At 59.0% G+C, this 15,315-nt stretch carries 10 protein-coding genes; 2 read left to right on the plus strand and 8 right to left on the minus strand.

The genetic code is table 11. The annotated features are described in order from the left end of the window. The first annotated feature begins 3 nt into the window (after positions 1-3). Positions 4-1,839: a CHASE2 domain-containing protein gene (locus tag PHQ58_RS17510; protein ID WP_300113392.1), complete on the plus strand. Its 1,836-nt coding sequence runs from the start codon at positions 4-6 to the stop codon at positions 1,837-1,839. A gap of 81 nt (positions 1,840-1,920) precedes the next feature. On the opposite strand, the gene PHQ58_RS17515 is transcribed toward PHQ58_RS17510, so the two are convergent. The 5 genes from PHQ58_RS17515 to PHQ58_RS17535 are packed head-to-tail and all read right to left on the minus strand — an operon-like array spanning position 1,921 to position 8,775. Further along, positions 1,921-3,279, minus strand: coding sequence for a TolC family outer membrane protein (locus PHQ58_RS17515; RefSeq protein ID WP_300113395.1), 1,359 nt, complete (start codon positions 3,277-3,279; stop codon positions 1,921-1,923). A 4-nt stretch (positions 3,280-3,283) separates the two neighbouring features. Then, positions 3,284-4,648 (minus strand): HlyD family type I secretion periplasmic adaptor subunit, encoded by a 1,365-nt coding sequence (locus PHQ58_RS17520; protein ID WP_300113398.1) that lies wholly within the window; start codon positions 4,646-4,648, stop codon positions 3,284-3,286. Positions 4,649-4,676: 28 nt separating this feature from the next. Continuing rightward, positions 4,677-6,425, minus strand: coding sequence for a type I secretion system permease/ATPase (locus PHQ58_RS17525; protein ID WP_300113401.1), 1,749 nt, complete (start codon positions 6,423-6,425; stop codon positions 4,677-4,679). Positions 6,426-6,439: 14 nt separating this feature from the next. Continuing rightward, positions 6,440-8,173, minus strand: coding sequence for a type I secretion system permease/ATPase (locus PHQ58_RS17530; RefSeq protein ID WP_300113404.1), 1,734 nt, complete (start codon positions 8,171-8,173; stop codon positions 6,440-6,442). Then, positions 8,170-8,775 (minus strand): hypothetical protein, encoded by a 606-nt coding sequence (locus PHQ58_RS17535; RefSeq protein ID WP_300113407.1) that lies wholly within the window; start codon positions 8,773-8,775, stop codon positions 8,170-8,172. The genes PHQ58_RS17530 and PHQ58_RS17535 overlap by 4 nt, the downstream gene beginning before the upstream one ends. A gap of 124 nt (positions 8,776-8,899) precedes the next feature. On the opposite strand from PHQ58_RS17535, the gene PHQ58_RS17540 reads away from it, so the two are divergent. Further along, positions 8,900-9,067, plus strand: coding sequence for a hypothetical protein (locus PHQ58_RS17540; RefSeq protein ID WP_300113410.1), 168 nt, complete (start codon positions 8,900-8,902; stop codon positions 9,065-9,067). Positions 9,068-9,166: 99 nt separating this feature from the next. On the opposite strand, the gene icmF is transcribed toward PHQ58_RS17540, so the two are convergent. The 3 genes from icmF to PHQ58_RS17555 all read right to left on the minus strand — a co-directional run bounded on the left by icmF (position 9,167) and on the right by PHQ58_RS17555 (position 15,243). Continuing rightward, the gene (gene icmF / locus PHQ58_RS17545; RefSeq protein ID WP_300113413.1) at positions 9,167-12,508 is read right to left on the minus strand and encodes a fused isobutyryl-CoA mutase/GTPase IcmF; all 3,342 of its coding nucleotides are present in this window, start codon (positions 12,506-12,508) and stop codon (positions 9,167-9,169) included. A 156-nt stretch (positions 12,509-12,664) separates the two neighbouring features. After that, a complete protein-coding gene (locus PHQ58_RS17550) occupies positions 12,665-14,620 on the minus strand; it encodes a TRAP transporter large permease subunit (protein WP_300113416.1) in 1,956 nt (651 codons plus the stop codon). Then, on the minus strand, positions 14,617-15,243 hold the full coding sequence (locus tag PHQ58_RS17555; RefSeq protein ID WP_300113419.1) for a TRAP transporter small permease subunit: 627 nt from the start codon (positions 15,241-15,243) through the stop codon (positions 14,617-14,619). The genes PHQ58_RS17550 and PHQ58_RS17555 overlap by 4 nt, the downstream gene beginning before the upstream one ends. Between the last annotated feature and the right edge of the window lie 72 nt (positions 15,244-15,315).

Raw genomic sequence — 15,315 nt, forward strand, 5'->3', positions numbered from 1 at the left:
GACATGACCAGTAGGGGCGCTCGCTTGTCAAGTGTCTGGTGGGTGCGCGCTGGCTTAGGTTTGTTGGCACTGGTGCTGGCGCTGGGTTTGGAATGGCTGCGTCCGCCCTGGTTGGGCCGGTTGGACGAAGGCCTGCGCGACGTTTTTTTGCGCCACACAGCAAGCCATCAGCACGAGGCGCGCTTGGTGGTGGTGGACATCAGTGAAGCAGCGTTGCGCGACATGGGCCCCTGGCCCTGGCCGCGCCAACGCGTGGCTGACTTGGTCGAGATTCTGCTGGGTACCTACGGTGCGCGTGCGGTGGGTCTGGACATTGTGTTTCCCGAGCCGGCAGACCCGCAAGGTGATGCCCGGTTGGCATCCCTTGCCCAACACGCGCCGCTGGTTTTGGCGCAAATTTTTGACTACACCTTGCGGGACGCATCCAATGTGCAGGGCGTGTTGTCGGGTGGGCTGGCGCCGTCTGGCGTTGCAGGCTTTACGCAGGCCTTTGGCTACATTGGCAACCACGAAGGCCTGGCGCGGGCCCAATGTGTTGGCAATATTGGTTTTGTACCGGATGCAGATGGCGTGCTGCGCCACACGCCCACGCAGACTTTGTTTCAGGGGCAGGTGTATGTGCACTTTGCCAGTGCCATGCTGGCTTGCGGCGCTGACACCGCGCCTGGTTTGGGCGGGTTTGCCAATAGCCAAGGCTTGTGGCGTGTGCCTTACGCGCGTGACTTTTCGGCCTATACGGTCATTGCCGCCACCGACATCCTGAATGAGAGCGCGCCACGCGCCTTGCTGGCTGGGCGTTACGTGCTGGTGGGTTCTTCGGCATTGGGCCTGGGTGACCGGGTGAGTACGCCGCTGGCGCCGTTGACCAGCGGCGTCATGGTGCATGCCGCCAGCTTGTCGGGTCTTTTGGACATGGCAGAAGGCCACGCTCAATCGCCCTGGGCTGGGCGGGGGTGGTTGGTGGCTTGGTGCGTGTTGAGTATGGCGTTGGCCGTGTATTTGATGGCCAGGGTGGCGGCGTGGCAGGGGTTTATTTTGCTGCTGGCGTTGGTGCTTGGTTGGTTGGGTGTGGCGTTTTGGGGTGTGGCAAGGCAGGCCGAATGGTCGGTGACAGCGCCTTTGTTTGGGTATTTTTTTCTGTTGGTAGCCGCCGTGCCACATGAGTGGTGGCAGGCCCAGCTCAGGGGCCGTCAGCTGCTGCGCTCGTTTTCGCACTATGTGGCCAAGCCGGTGCTAGATGAAATTGTGCGGCTGAATTTGCAACATAGCCTGAGCCCCAAGCTGTTGGACGTGACGGTGTTGGTGGCTGATATGGAGGGCTACACGCGGGCCACCTCGTCTTTGACTTTAGAGCAGGCCGCAGCGCTGACCAAAGATTTTTTGGCTTGCCTGACGCGCCCTGTGCTGGGCTGGCAGGGCACGCTGGACAAGTACACAGGCGATGGCTTGGTGGCTTTTTGGGGGGCACCACTGCCATGCCCAGACCAGGCTGACCGGGCGGTGAGCGCGGCGCTGGCCATTTTGGTCGAGGTAGAGGCGCTGAACAAGCGCCGCGCCCAGGAAGGGCTCATGCCGGTGCAAGTGCGCATTGGCATTGAGAGCGGTAGCGCTTTGGTGGGTGATTTGGGCACAGCGTTTCGCAGCACTTACACGGCTGTGGGCGATTGCATTAATTTTGCGTCAAGGCTGGAGGCTGCCGCACGGTACTTGCCAACGCAGCTGGTCATTGGGCCCATTGCCCGGCGCCAATTGGTGCAGCACGCTACAAAATCGCTTGGGGAGATCAGCCTGCGCGACACCAGCACCACCATTGAGGTGTTTGCCGTGCAGGAAGATTAATTTATATAAAAATAGCCTCTAGCCCTTTCATTTGTTTCGTAAGTAGCTAGTTTATTAATAGCAAAAATTCTGCTTCCAGGCTCAGTTTTGTAAGACCAGATTGACCGCCACCACTGCCTCGTCGTCAGCGCCCCCCACCAGTGCCAACAGCCTGATCTTCGAGATCAAGTACATGTAGCGTGCTTGCGCCAGGTCACGCAACACCACAACGCGTTGCTGCTCGGCATTCAAGATGTCGAGCACGGTGCGGCTACCGGCCTGAAATGACTTGTTGCTCGACAGCACCAGCTGGTCAGCTGAGCGCAGCGCTTGTTCCAGGGCTTTGATTTTTGGCATGTTTTCTGTCATACCGCGAAACTCTTTGTAAACACGCAGGCCAAGGTCACGCCGGCCGACCTCCAGGGTTTGCTCTGCACGGTCTTGTGAGGCAAGCGCTTGCCGAATCGATGCGTTCACGTAGCCGCCTGAAAAGATCGGAATATTCAGCTGCAGACCCACAGAGTTGTTGGTGTAGCGGTTGCTGGTGTTGGTGACGTTTTCGCTCGCGCTTTGCTGCCACTGCGCTACCGCATCAAGCGTGGGGTAGTGGCCCGATTTTGCCTTGTCAACCTCTTGGCGGGCAATCTCTACCCGCGCTTTCAATGACTGGATTTGGGGGCTGCTTTGCTCAGCGCGTGCCGTCCACGCGTCTAATTGATTGGGCTCGGGGTTGGTCAAGGTCAGGGCTTTGACGTTGAGCGTGGCAAGCTTGTCGATGGGCTGGTTGATCAAGCTTTGAAGCTGTTGCAAGGTGTAGCTGACGTTTTGACGCGCCTCAATTTCAAGTGCCACGTTCATGTCGATACGAGCTTGAGCATCGTCAATGTCGGTGCGCGTGCCAGAGCCAGCCGCCAAGGCCTTGCGGGCAGCATCCAATTGGGTGGTGTAAGCCACTTGCTGGGCCAGTACCAGGGCCAATTGGTCGTGGGTCAGCATGGCTTCAAAATAGGCGCTGCTGACCCGCACGGCCAGGTTTTGCTCTTCCAGTGCCAACGCTGCTTCAGCATCATCGACCTGGGCACGGGCCTGGCGGTATTGGGCTGCCAACTGGGGGCGGTAAAGCGGCTGACGCAAGGACACGGTTTTGTTGCTGCTGGGGTAGCCGGTGTGGGTGGTTTGCTCCTGCCCCAAAAAATTGGGCGTGGTGCTTTCCAGGTGGTTGTCGGTGCGGGACAGGTTGGCGCTGATGTTGGGCAGCATTTGTGACCGCGCTTGCGGCAGGCGTTCACGCTCGGCCGCCGCAGAGGCGCGTGCCGCCAGCAGGGTGGCGTCCTGTTTTTGGGCGGCAAGGTATACCTGCAGCAAGTCCATGGCTTGAACGGGTAAGCAAAGCCCCAGCAGGGCACTGCCCGCAACGAGCCAATGGGCCACCCGTTTGTTGTGTTGGATGTGGTGCTTCATGGGATTACTCTTCTTTCATGGACGCAGCCAGGCGCTTGGTCAGCGGGCTGAGCAAATAAGTCAACATCGAACGCTCACCCGTCAAAAAGATCACTTCTACCGGCATGCCGGGTTGCAGCTGACGCTTGCCCAGCTGCTTGTAGCCTTCAGCGGTCACACCCACCCGTGCCAGGTAGTAACCCACACCGGTTTGTGGGTCAACCAGCACGTCGGCTGAGACGGAGGCAACCTTGCCATGCACCACCAACTGGGGCGTATGGGCAAAAGACGAGAATCGTACGTCGACCGGCATGTCTTTTTTGACGCGGTCGATCATGTGCGGCGCCACGCGGGCTTCGATCAGCAAGGCTTGGTCTTGTGGCACGATGTCCATCAGCTTTTGCCCGGGGCCAATAACGCCGCCCACGGTTTGAAAGGCGAGACCTACCACCTGGCCAGTGGCGGGTGATTTGATGTCAATGCGGCTGAGGTCATCTTTGGTCGCACGGAATTTTTCAGCATCACCGGGCACCTCGCGGCCAACCTCTGCCAACTGGGACTCAACCTCTTTGCGGTACTCTTGCTGGCGAACAATAGCGCGCTGTTGCAACTCTGCTACGGCGCGTTTGGCGCGGATGGTGTTGCCCAGCAGCTCGGCAATGCCAGAGCTGGCCTCTGAGTTCATGCGCTCCAGCTCCAACTGGCGGTTGCGCGGGGCGTAGCCTTCTTTGACCAAGCCACGCGTGTTGTTGAGCTCTTCGGCCAGCAGTGCTTGCTGGTTTTTGCGGTTGGCCAGCATGCTTTCGTAGGCTTGGATCAAGCCTTGTTGGCCTTGGATACTTTCGGCGGTGGATTGCAGGTCGGCCTGCAACGCAGCACGGCGTGAGTTGAAGAGCTGCTCTTGCGTGAACACCACCTCACGCATTTGTGGGTCGTTGGCGGCTTGCACCACGTCCGGGTGGAAGCTGATTTTGCTGGCGCCCCGTTGCTCGGCCTGCAAGCGGCCTTCCATGGCGCGCAAGCCTACATAGCGCTGGCGTGCAGACTCAAAGTTGGCCCGAGCCACGGCTTCGTCCAGACGAATCAAAAGTTGGCCTTCTTTAACCAGGTCACCTTCACCGACCAAGACTTCCTTGACCAGGCCTCCGGTTAAATGCTGCACGGTTTTCCGCTTGGTGTCGATGGAGATCATGCCTTGGCTGGGCACACCTTCGTCCAATGGCGCCAGCCCGGCCCAGAGCAAAAACCCGCCAAAACCCAAGCCCAAGGCCCAGAGCCCGATGCGGGCGGCACGGCCGGTGTGCGCAGCAAGTTGCTGCGTGTCGGGTGCGGTATCAGTGGAGGAGGTTGCGCCTTGCGCAGTGTTTTTAAAAATATCTTTGATAGCCATGACGGTCTCAGCAATCTATGTAAAAAAGTTAAGCGGGTAACGCCGTGGAACCCGGCACAGGTGTGAGGGTGGCTGGGGAAGCGGGGGCTGGGCGGGGTGTTTGCAGGGCAGCAATGACAGCATCACGCGGGCCATTGGCCACCACTTGGCCATCGCGCAAAATCAGCAGCCGGTCTGCCACAGCAATGGCGCCTGGGCGGTGGGTGATCAAGAACACGCTGCTGCCTTTGGCCTTGAGTTGCGCAATGGCTGCAAACAGCGCTGCTTCACCGGCATCGTCAAGGTTGGCGTTGGGTTCATCCAGCACCACCAGTTGCGGGCTGTCATAAAGAGCGCGGGCCAGGCCAATGCGCTGGCGCTGGCCACCTGACAACAAGTTGCCAGCCTCGCCAATGGGCGTGTCGTAGCCTTTGGGGAAACGCAAAATCATGTCATGCAGGCCGGCGCTTTGAGCGGCTTCAATCACTTTGGCGGGGTCTACTTCGCCAAAGCGCGCAATGTTTTCGGCAATGCTGCCTTCAAACAACTCAATGTCTTGCGGCAGGTAGCCCAAATAGGGGCCAAGTTCAACCCGGTTCCAGCCTTCAATGGGCAACTGGTCGAGCAGCACCGTGCCTGCCCGGTCGGGCCAGATGCCCATAAGCACGCGGGCCAGGGTGGATTTGCCCGAGCCTGAGGGGCCCAGCACGGCAGTGACAGTGCCCGCGGGCACTGTCAAGTTGATGTTTTTAAGGATCGGGTCAGCCCGGCCAGGTGCCGTGGCAAACACCTCTTGCAGTGTGACGGCACCTGTGGGGGCCACGCGTTTCAGGGCCGGGTCTCGCGCGGGGTAGTCAATGAGCATTTGCTCCAGGCGAGCAAATGCGAAGCGCATGCCGATGAACTGGCGCCAGCTGCCCACCATCATGTCAATGGGGGCCAGTGCTCGGGTCATGAGCACGTTGGCCGCGATCATGCCGCCGGGGGAGAGTTGGCCGTCAATGACCAGCAAGGCGCCAGCGCCGAGGGATAGAGACTGCTGGGCGTAGCGAATGAACTTGCTCCAGGCCATGATGCGGTGGGTGAGTTGCTGGGCCTCGCTGCTTTTGTCAAGGTGAATTTGGTGCCGCGCCGCCCAACGGTTGCGCAGGTTGTGCACCATGCCCATGGATTCAAGCACTTCAGCATTGCGCAGCTTGCCTTGCAAAAATGCACCAGCGTCGGCGCCGGCTTTGGTGGCGGCCTCAGACGGGGCCAGCGTGTGCCGGTGACCAAACCAAGCCAGCGAGGCTTGAATGATGGCAAACACGATGCCCAGCACGCCCAGCCAAGGGTGCAGAAAGAACAGCACCGCCATGTAAATGGGGGCCCAGGGGGCATCAAAAAACGCAAAGATGCCGTTGCCGGTTAAAAACTGACGGATCTGGATCAGGTCGCCAAAAGCGCGCGATGGGCTGGCACCGGCCTGGCTCAAATGGGCCTCAAAGCTGGCGTTAAAGACTTGCGTGCTGAGCTGCTCGTCCAGCCGTACGCCGGTGCTGACCAGCAGGCGTGAGCGCATCCACTCGGCGAACGCCATCACGGCAAATAAAAACAAGGCCAGCAGCGACATGGCGATCAAGGTGAGCTCGCTCTGGCTGGCCAGCACGCGGTCATAAACCTGCAACATGTAGATCGTGGGCGTCAGCATGAGCACATTGGCAATCATGCTGAAGGCGCCAACGATCAAAAATTCGCGCCGGAACGCCCACAAGGTGGAAGTTAGCTCGCTTCGTTTGAAAAATTCAGGTGTTTTCATGGGGGGTGTGGCGGTCAGGCTTGGGTAGCGTTGGGTGCCGTGGCAGGTTGGCGGGCCTTGGCCGCGGCTTCATTCAGGGCTTTCAGGACATCGTCACGCGGACCAAACATTTGGGTTTGACCGTCACGCAGTACCAGCATCTTGTCGGCCACCGCCAGCACGCTGGTGCGGTGTGTCATGACGACAAATGTGGTGCCGCGCGCCGCCAGTTGCGAGATGGCGCTGGCCAGAGCTGCATCGCCTTGTTCGTCCAAACTGGAGTTGGGCTCGTCTAGCACCACAAAAGCAGGCTTGCCGTAAAGGGCTCGGGCCAGGGCGATGCGCTGGCGCTGACCGCCAGACAGCATGGCGCCTTCGCGCCCAACAGGACTGTCATAGCCTTGCGGCAAGGCCAGAATGAATTCATGAAGGCCAACTGCGCGGGCAGCGGCTTCGACCTTGGCCATGTCAACCTCGCCAAAGCGGGCGATGTTTTCTGCCACGGAGCCGTCAAACAACTCAACACCTTGGGGCAAGTAGCCAATGTGTGGGCCCAGTTCAACTTTGTTCCAGGTAAAGACGTCGGCGCCATCAAGTCGCACTTTGCCGTTGATGGCTGGCCACAAACCCACCAGCAGCCGTGCCAGGGTGGTTTTGCCGGACGCTGAAGGGCCAACCACGGCCAGCACTTCGCCGGGCTGCAGGCCAAAGCTGACGCCTTTAAGAATGGAGATTTGTGTGCCGGGGGCGCTGGCCATGAGGTTGTCCACCAGCAACTGGCCTTGCGGCGCTGGTAGCGGCATCCCGGCTGGGCGCAGTGGCACCGAGGCCAGCAGGTTGTCCAGCCGGCTGTAAGCCCCACGCACGTTCACCACGGTTTGCCACTGGGCCACAATTTGCACCAGAGGGGCCAGCACTCGGCCACCCAAAATGGAGCCCACGATCATGTAAGCGGCACCGCCGTTGAGTTGGTTGCGCAACAGCAGCCAGGCGCCCAGGCCCAGCAACATGGAGCTCACGGTGTTTTGTAGAAATTTACCGATGGCTTGGTAAAAGCCGGCGTGCTCTGAGGCTTGGGCTTGCAAGCCCAAAAATTCCCGCTGTTTGGTGATCCAGCGTTGGTGAATGTCGCGCAACATGCCCATGGATTCAATGACTTGGGCGTTGCGCAGGGTGCCGTCTGCATATTGCTGGGCGGCCACCGCGCTGCGGTTGGCGGCCAACAAGGGTGGTTGGGTGCTGCGCTCGTTGAGCCAGCCGACAAAGGTCTGCAAAATGGCGGCCACCACCGCTGACCAGCCCAGCACCGGGCTGATAGCAAAAATCAGAATCAAGAACACCATTGATACCGGCGCTTCCATGAGGGCCAGCAGCACAGGCGTATGAAGAAAATCACGTACCGAACGAAAGTCGTTCATGGGTTGCGCCGTGCCGCCAGGGGCGCGCTTGAGGTTGGCCTCGAAAATAGCAGTGAAGATTCGGCTGCTTAATTTCCGGTCAAACGCCAGTGACGCCTCATGCATGACCTCGGAGCGCACCCATTCCAGAACTTCCATAAGAACGAAAGCGGCCAACACCAGCAGCGTTAGCATGGCCAGTGTGGTGTGACTGCGGCTGTTGACCACCCGGTCATACACCTCAAGCATGTAGCCCGAAGGCGCCAGCACCAGCAGGCTGGAAAACAAGCTGAACCAGGCGGCTTGTTTAAAGTAAGGGTTGAGCTCAGTAACGGCTTGACGCAGCTCTGTGGCGGGTTTGTTTTGACTCATTGGGCCTCCTCGACCATGACATATTCTGGAAATTCCGATTCGGATGACATTTTTGACTGTTCTGCGCTGTCAGCAGGCTCTTCGCCAAACTGAAAAACCAATTCAAATCCAGCGTCTGCTCGGCGTGACAAAACGATTTCACGTAGTTTTTTAACGGCAAAGTCGCTCTCGTTTTCGGCGCTGAGCGCCAAGGCAAAACGGAGTCGGCCGTCAAGTGTGTACATCGACAACTGGCCTTTGTTAACGCTTAAGGTGTGGCGATCGAAGTAAACAGGGCAGTTGTCGGAGAACCGCAGCAGGGGCAGCGGCTTGTCACCCAGGCGGGCCAGGTTGAATGGGCTTTGTGGGTGCTGAAACACCATACGGCAGGTGCGCGACACGGAGTAAATGGCGTTGCACACCATTTGGGAGCCCATGTCTGGGAACTGTTCACGTAACGCCCGGTATTTGAGGTGATGCAGTGCCACCCGGTTCCACACCTTGGTTTGCTGCACGGTGGGCGACAAGGCATTGCAAACCCCGGCAAACGCTGACTGCAACTGCGCCAGGCGGGCGTGTTGCTCGGCGTTGGTGTTGAGTGGAATGCGCAGCGTAAAATTCATATAGGACATTGTAGGAGAAATATTCATATAGGAATATTGCGCCGATGAAAAACTGTGGGGTTCTGTGCTGGACGGCTAAGAGCAGGGATAATCCAGCGTTTTATTCATTCACAGGAGCCTACCCATGAGCAAAGAATTCCGTACCGAAGCCGAACGCAAAGCATCTCCCCGCCCTGTCGCGCCTAAAGGCGTGTGCTACACCGCTGGCCACGGCCAGATGCGCAGCCTGGAGCGTGGCGTGGCCACCAACAACAAGAAGAACCCAGGCAAGCGTTGCAAAAAAGGCGGCTGATCGTCAGGCGGTCGGACTAACCGGCCCTGCTCAGCACCCACGGTGCACCAAACAAAACGGCCCTTTCGGGCCGTTTTGCATTTAAGGTTGCTTCAAGAATTACATATTGCGCCGGTACTGCCCGCCCACCTCAAACAGGGCATTGGTGATTTGCCCCAGTGAGCACACGCGCACCGCGTCCATCAACACTTCAAACACGTTTTGGTTGTCAATGACGGCTTGTTGCAGCGTTTTCAGCATGGCGGGTGCCTCGCCAGCGTGGCGGGTGTGGAAGTCGGCCAGGCGGTTCAGCTGGCTCTGTTTTTCTTCTTCGGTGCTGCGCGCCAGCTCCAGTTTGTCATTCACTGGGTCGCCGTGCGGGTTGCGGAAGGTGTTGACACCGATGATGGGTAACTCGCCGGTGTGTTTGAGCATCTCGTAGTGCATGGATTCGTCCTGAATCTTGCCGCGCTGGTAGCCGGTTTCCATGGCCCCCAGCACACCGCCGCGCTCGGTGATGCGTTCAAACTCCAGCAGCACCGCTTCTTCCACCAGTTCGGTCAGGTCTTCGATGATGAAGGCGCCCTGTGATGGGTTCTCGTTCTTGGCCAGGCCCCATTCGCGGTTGATGATGAGCTGGATGGCCATGGCGCGGCGTACCGAGTCTTCGGTGGGCGTGGTGATGGCTTCGTCGAACGCGTTGGTGTGCAGGCTGTTGCAGTTGTCGTAGATGGCAATCAGCGCCTGCAAGGTGGTGCGGATGTCGTTGAACTGGATTTCTTGGGCGTGCAGGCTGCGGCCGCTGGTCTGGATGTGGTATTTGAGCTTTTGGCTGCGTTCGTTGGCACCGTATTTTTCTTTCATGGCCACGGCCCAGATGCGACGCGCCACGCGGCCCATCACGGTGTATTCGGGGTCCATGCCGTTGCTGAAGAAGAAGCTCAGGTTCGGCGCAAAGTCGTCAATGTGCATGCCGCGCGCCAAGTACGCTTCGACAAAGGTGAAGCCGTTGGAGAGCGTGAAAGCCAGCTGGCTGATCGGGTTGGCACCGGCTTCGGCAATGTGGTAGCCCGAAATTGACACGCTGTAGAAGTTGCGCACGTTATGGTGCACAAAGTAGCTGGCGATGTCGCCCATGACCTTCAGGCTGAATTCGGTGCTGAAAATGCAGGTGTTCTGGCCCTGGTCTTCTTTCAGGATGTCGGCTTGCACGGTACCGCGTACGTTGGCCAGAACCCATTCGCGGATTTTCAGTGCTTCGGTGTCAGTTGGTTCGCGGCCATTGTCCAAGGCGAACTTTTCCAGGTTCTGGTCGATGGCCGCGTTCATGAACATCGCCAAAATGCTCGGCGCCGGGCCGTTGATGGTCATGCTGACGCTGGTCGCCGGGTTGCACAAATCAAAGCCGCCGTAAAGCACCTTCAGGTCGTCAATGGTGGCGATGCTGACGCCACTGTTACCGACCTTGCCGTAAATGTCCGGGCGTGGGTCGGGGTCGTTGCCGTAGAGCGTGACCGAGTCAAAGGCGGTGCTCAGGCGCTTGGCCTCCATGCCGGAGCTGAGCAACTTGAAGCGTTTATTGGTGCGAAAGGCATCGCCTTCACCAGCGAACATGCGCGTGGGGTCTTCGTTTTCGCGCTTGAAGGCGAAGGTGCCGGCGGTGTAGGGGTAGCTGCCGGGCACGTTGTCGAGCATCAGCCACTTCAAAATTTCGCCATGGTCTTCAAATTGCGGCAGGCAGACCTTGCGGATCACTGTGCCACTTAATGACTTGGTGGTGAGCGCGGTGCGAATTTCCTTGTCGCGGATTTTGACCACGTATTCGTCTCCCGCATAAGCGGTTTGCATGGCGGGCCACTGGGCCAGCAGCTTGGCCGCTGACGGGTCTTGGGCCTCTGCTCGCGTCTTGGCCAGCTCCAGAACAGTGCCATAAGCGCCAGGTTTGGCGGTGCCGTCTTTGCCCGGGTCGTGTGCGATCAGCATCTGCGCCGTGGCATTGAGCTGCTGGATTTCACGTGCCAGTTTGGCCTGGGCACGGGCGCGTTTTTTGTAGCCGCGCACGGTGTCGCTGATTTCCGCCAAATAGCGGGTGCGTGCTGCCGGCAGCACCGGGGTCTGGTTGGTGCTGTGGCGCACGCTCACCTGAGGCAAGCGGGCCTGGGTCACTGGCATGCCCAGCTCTGCCAGGCGGATTTTCAGGGCTTGGTAAAGCGCGGTGACGCCGTCATCGTTAAAACGCGCCGCCATGGTGCCAAACACCGGCATGTGCTCCATGGGGGTGCCCCAAGCCTCTTTGTTGCGCTGCACTTGTTTGGCCACGTCGCGCAGGGCGTCAGCGGCGCCTTTGCGGTCAAATTTGTTGATGGCGACAAACTCGGCAAAGTCGAGCATGTCGATCTTTTCCAGCTGGCTGGCGGCGCCAAATTCGGGCGTCATGACGTACATGGGCACGTCCACATGCGGCACGATGGCCGCATCGCCTTGGCCAATGCCCGAGGTCTCGACGATGATCAGGTCAAACCCGGCCACTTTGCATGCGGCAATTACGTCCGGCAGGGCGGCGCTGATTTCGCTGCCAAAGTCGCGCGTGGCCAAGCTGCGCATGAACACCTTGGGGCCGTTTTGCCAGGGGTTGATGGCGTTCATGCGAATGCGGTCACCCAAGAGCGCGCCACCGCTTTTGCGGCGTGACGGGTCGATGCTGATCACCGCCACACGCAGCGCGTCGTTCTGGTCGAGGCGCAGGCGGCGAATGAGTTCGTCGGTGAGGGATGATTTGCCCGCACCACCGGTGCCGGTGATGCCTAGCACAGGTATCTTTTTGGTAGCTGCTTGCGCTTGTATATCAAGGGCTAGAGCCTTAAAAGACTTAGAAAGTTGGCCTTTGGCGTGGCCGGCAGCGGCCTCGTTCTCAAGTCCGGTGATGAGCTGCGCCAACGCCCGCCAGCTCATCTCAGTGTGGCCTTGAATGGCCTCGATGGTGGTGGGGGCGTACTGCGTCAAGTCATGGTCGCAGCGCTTGACCATGTCGCCAATCATGCCGGCCAAGCCCATGCGCTGGCCGTCTTCCGGGCTGTAAATGCGCGCCACGCCGTAAGTCATCAGCTCCTTGATTTCGCTGGGCACGATCACGCCGCCACCGCCGCCAAACACCTGGATGTGGCTGCCGCCACGGGCTTTGAGCAAATCGACCATGTACTTGAAATACTCCACATGCCCGCCCTGGTAAGAGCTGATGGCAATGCCCTGGGCGTCTTCCTGTAGGGCGGCGGTCACGACTTCATCGACTGAGCGGTTGTGCCCCAGGTGGATTACCTCGGCGCCCATGCTTTGCAAAATGCGCCGCATGATGTTGATGGCAGCGTCATGGCCGTCAAACAGGCTGGCGGCGGTGACAAAGCGCACCTTGTGGGTGGGGCGGTACTGGGCCAGGGCTTTGGCGTCTGCGGACATTTCGGTCATGGGGTGTGTCTCCGGTATGGGTTTTGTTTTGGCTAACCAGCGATCAGACGCGGGCTGGCTGACTTGACGTTGACGTAAACGTCAATCTTAGCGCTTTTGCAAAACAAAGGGCGCTTGCGCGCCCCAGGTTGATCATCAGCGGTCCATGTCCTCCGCTTATTTGTACAGCACCCCGGGTAGCCACATGCCGATCGCAGGAAATTGGTACAGCAAAAATATGGCGAAGACCTGAATGCCCATGAAAGGCAACATGCCAGCAAAAATTTGGTTCAGCGTCACATGTGGCGGGCTCACACCCTTCAGGTAAAAGGCGGCCATCGCCACCGGCGGGCTCAGGAAGGCAGTTTGCAAGTTCAGCGCGACCAGCAGGCCGAAGAACAGCGGATCAATGCCGAAGTGTGGCAAGAGCGGGATGAAGATCGGCATGAAAATCACAATGATCTCGGTCCACTCCAGCGGCCAGCCCAGCAAAAAGATCACCACCTGTGCCAGGATCATGAACTGCACCGGCGTCATGTCAAGCGACAGCACCCAGGTGTTGATCAGTTCCTGCCCGCCCAGCAAGGCAAAGGCTGCCGAGAAAATGCTGGAACCCACAAACAGCCAGCACACCATGGCGCTGGTCTTGGCGGTGAGGTACACCGACTCGCGCATCACCGTCATGTTGAGCCGCCGGTAGGCGCCAGCCAGCAGCAGGCCGCCCATTGAGCCCATGGCCGCCGCTTCAGTCGGCGTGGCCAAGCCAAAAACGATGGTGCCCAGCACCGCCAGGATCATGATGGCCAGCGGGAAGAACGAGCCCAGCAGCATCTTGAAAATTTCCAGGCGGGCGAAACTGAAGAATGCATAAAAAATGGCCAGGGCCACCGCGCAACTGGCCAGAGCAACCCAGAACGTCATTGGCGCAGGCACGCGTTCCGCCTCCGCCTCCGCCACCGGGCTGGCAACCACCGGTTCTGCAGCCGCAGGCGCCTTGGCCGGGGCCGGTGCCTCGGGCACAGCGGCTACGGGCGCCGAGGTTGTGCCTTCGGTCGGGGGCGGCTGCAAACCATCTTCTGGCTCAGCCTCGGGTTCGGCCAGACCGCCGCCGGTTTCGTCCTCAGAGGTATCAAATGACGAGCCGCCCATGGCCTGCACCTCTTGCGATGCCTCCTGAGGTATCGGGGCGGTGACTTTGAGGTAAACGCCGCCCATGACAACCACGACGGCGATCGCTGGCAACAAGGCGATGAACAGGTGATTGAGCAGTGATTTCATCGGCACTGCGGCATTGCGCTTGCCCTTGATGGCCCCGATCAGTCCGGGCAACACCTTGTGGCTCACGCGGGTAGAGACGATTTCAGCAAATTCTGGCAAAGGCACGCGGCGGTCTTCGGCCGACATCGGCGGGGCCATGTGCGGCTTGAGTTTGGCCAGAATAATGACGTACAAAATATACAGCGTGGCCAGCATCAGGCCGGGAAAAAACGCACCGGCATAAAGCTTGACCACCGACACACCCGCGGTGGCACCATAGACAATGAGCATGACAGATGGAGGGATGAGAATGCCCAGGCAACCACCCGCGGTGATGGCCCCCGCCGACAACTGAACGCTGTAGCCGGCCTTCAACATCGCAGGCAACGCCAGCAAGCCCATCAGTGTGACCACGGCACCCACAATGCCGGTGGCGGTGGCAAAAATGGCGCAGGTGATGATGGTTGCCACAGCGAGTGAGCCAGGCACCCGGGCTGTGGCCAGGTGCATGCTCTTGAATAATTTTTCGATCAAATTGGCGCGTTCAATCAGGTAGCCCATGAACACGAACAGCGGGATAGAAATCAGCACATCGTTGGACATCACCGAATACGTGCGCTGCACCATCAAATCCAGCGTTTGCTGCACCGCAAGGCTTGGGTTTTGGCTTCGGTAGGCAATCCAGGCAAACACCATTCCCATGCCCATCAGGGTAAAGGCGGTCGGAAAGCCCAGCATGATGGCCACCACCACCAGTGCCAGCATGAGTAAGCCAAGGTGACCATTGGTCATCAGCGACAAAGGGGGTAATAAAACAAACGCGGCCATCACGACCATGGCCATGATCGTCAGGCCGAACCAGACTTCTTTTCTCATTGGGGGGTCCTCTTGGGGTGGACGAGGTATTCGTCAAGTTTGGCGATGTCTTCGTCTTTGACGTGGACCATTTCTTTCAGTTTCTTGATGTCGACTTCTGCCACATCGTCGCCACGTTCCGGCCATTCGCCCTGTTGCAGACAGACGATGCAGCGCACAATTTCAACCAGGCCCTGAAGCAACAGAATGGTCCCGGCAATTGGAATGATGGTTTTGAACGGGTACACGGGCGGGCCGTTGGCCGTGATGTTGGAGTGCTCGTTGATGGCCCAGGAATCCGCCGCAAAGTTATAGCCAGCCCAGGCCAGCGCCACCACGCCAGGTATAAAAAACAGAATGTACAGCGCCAGATCCAGCCCGGCTTGCAGGCGGGGTGGGAAAAAGCCGTAAAGCACGTCGCCGCGCACATGGCCGTTTTGCGACAGGGTGTAGGCCCCTGCGGTCATGAAAAGCGTGCCATACATCATGCTCATGACATCGAAGGCCCAGGGGTGAGGGTTGTCCAGCGCATAGCGCGAAAACACCTCCCAGGTGATCATCAGCGTGAGCACCAGAATGAGCCATGAAAATGACTTGCCGACAAAGGTGCTCAGCTTGTCAACCGCAAGCAGTAATTTCTGCATTTTTGATACCGTTCAAGTAAATCAGCCATTCAGCGTGAATCTGAATGGCTGAAGGATGGCGCGGAAAAAACC

The organism is Rhodoferax sp., from assembly GCF_028688795.1.
GTDB lineage: Bacteria > Pseudomonadota > Gammaproteobacteria > Burkholderiales > Burkholderiaceae_C > Rhodoferax.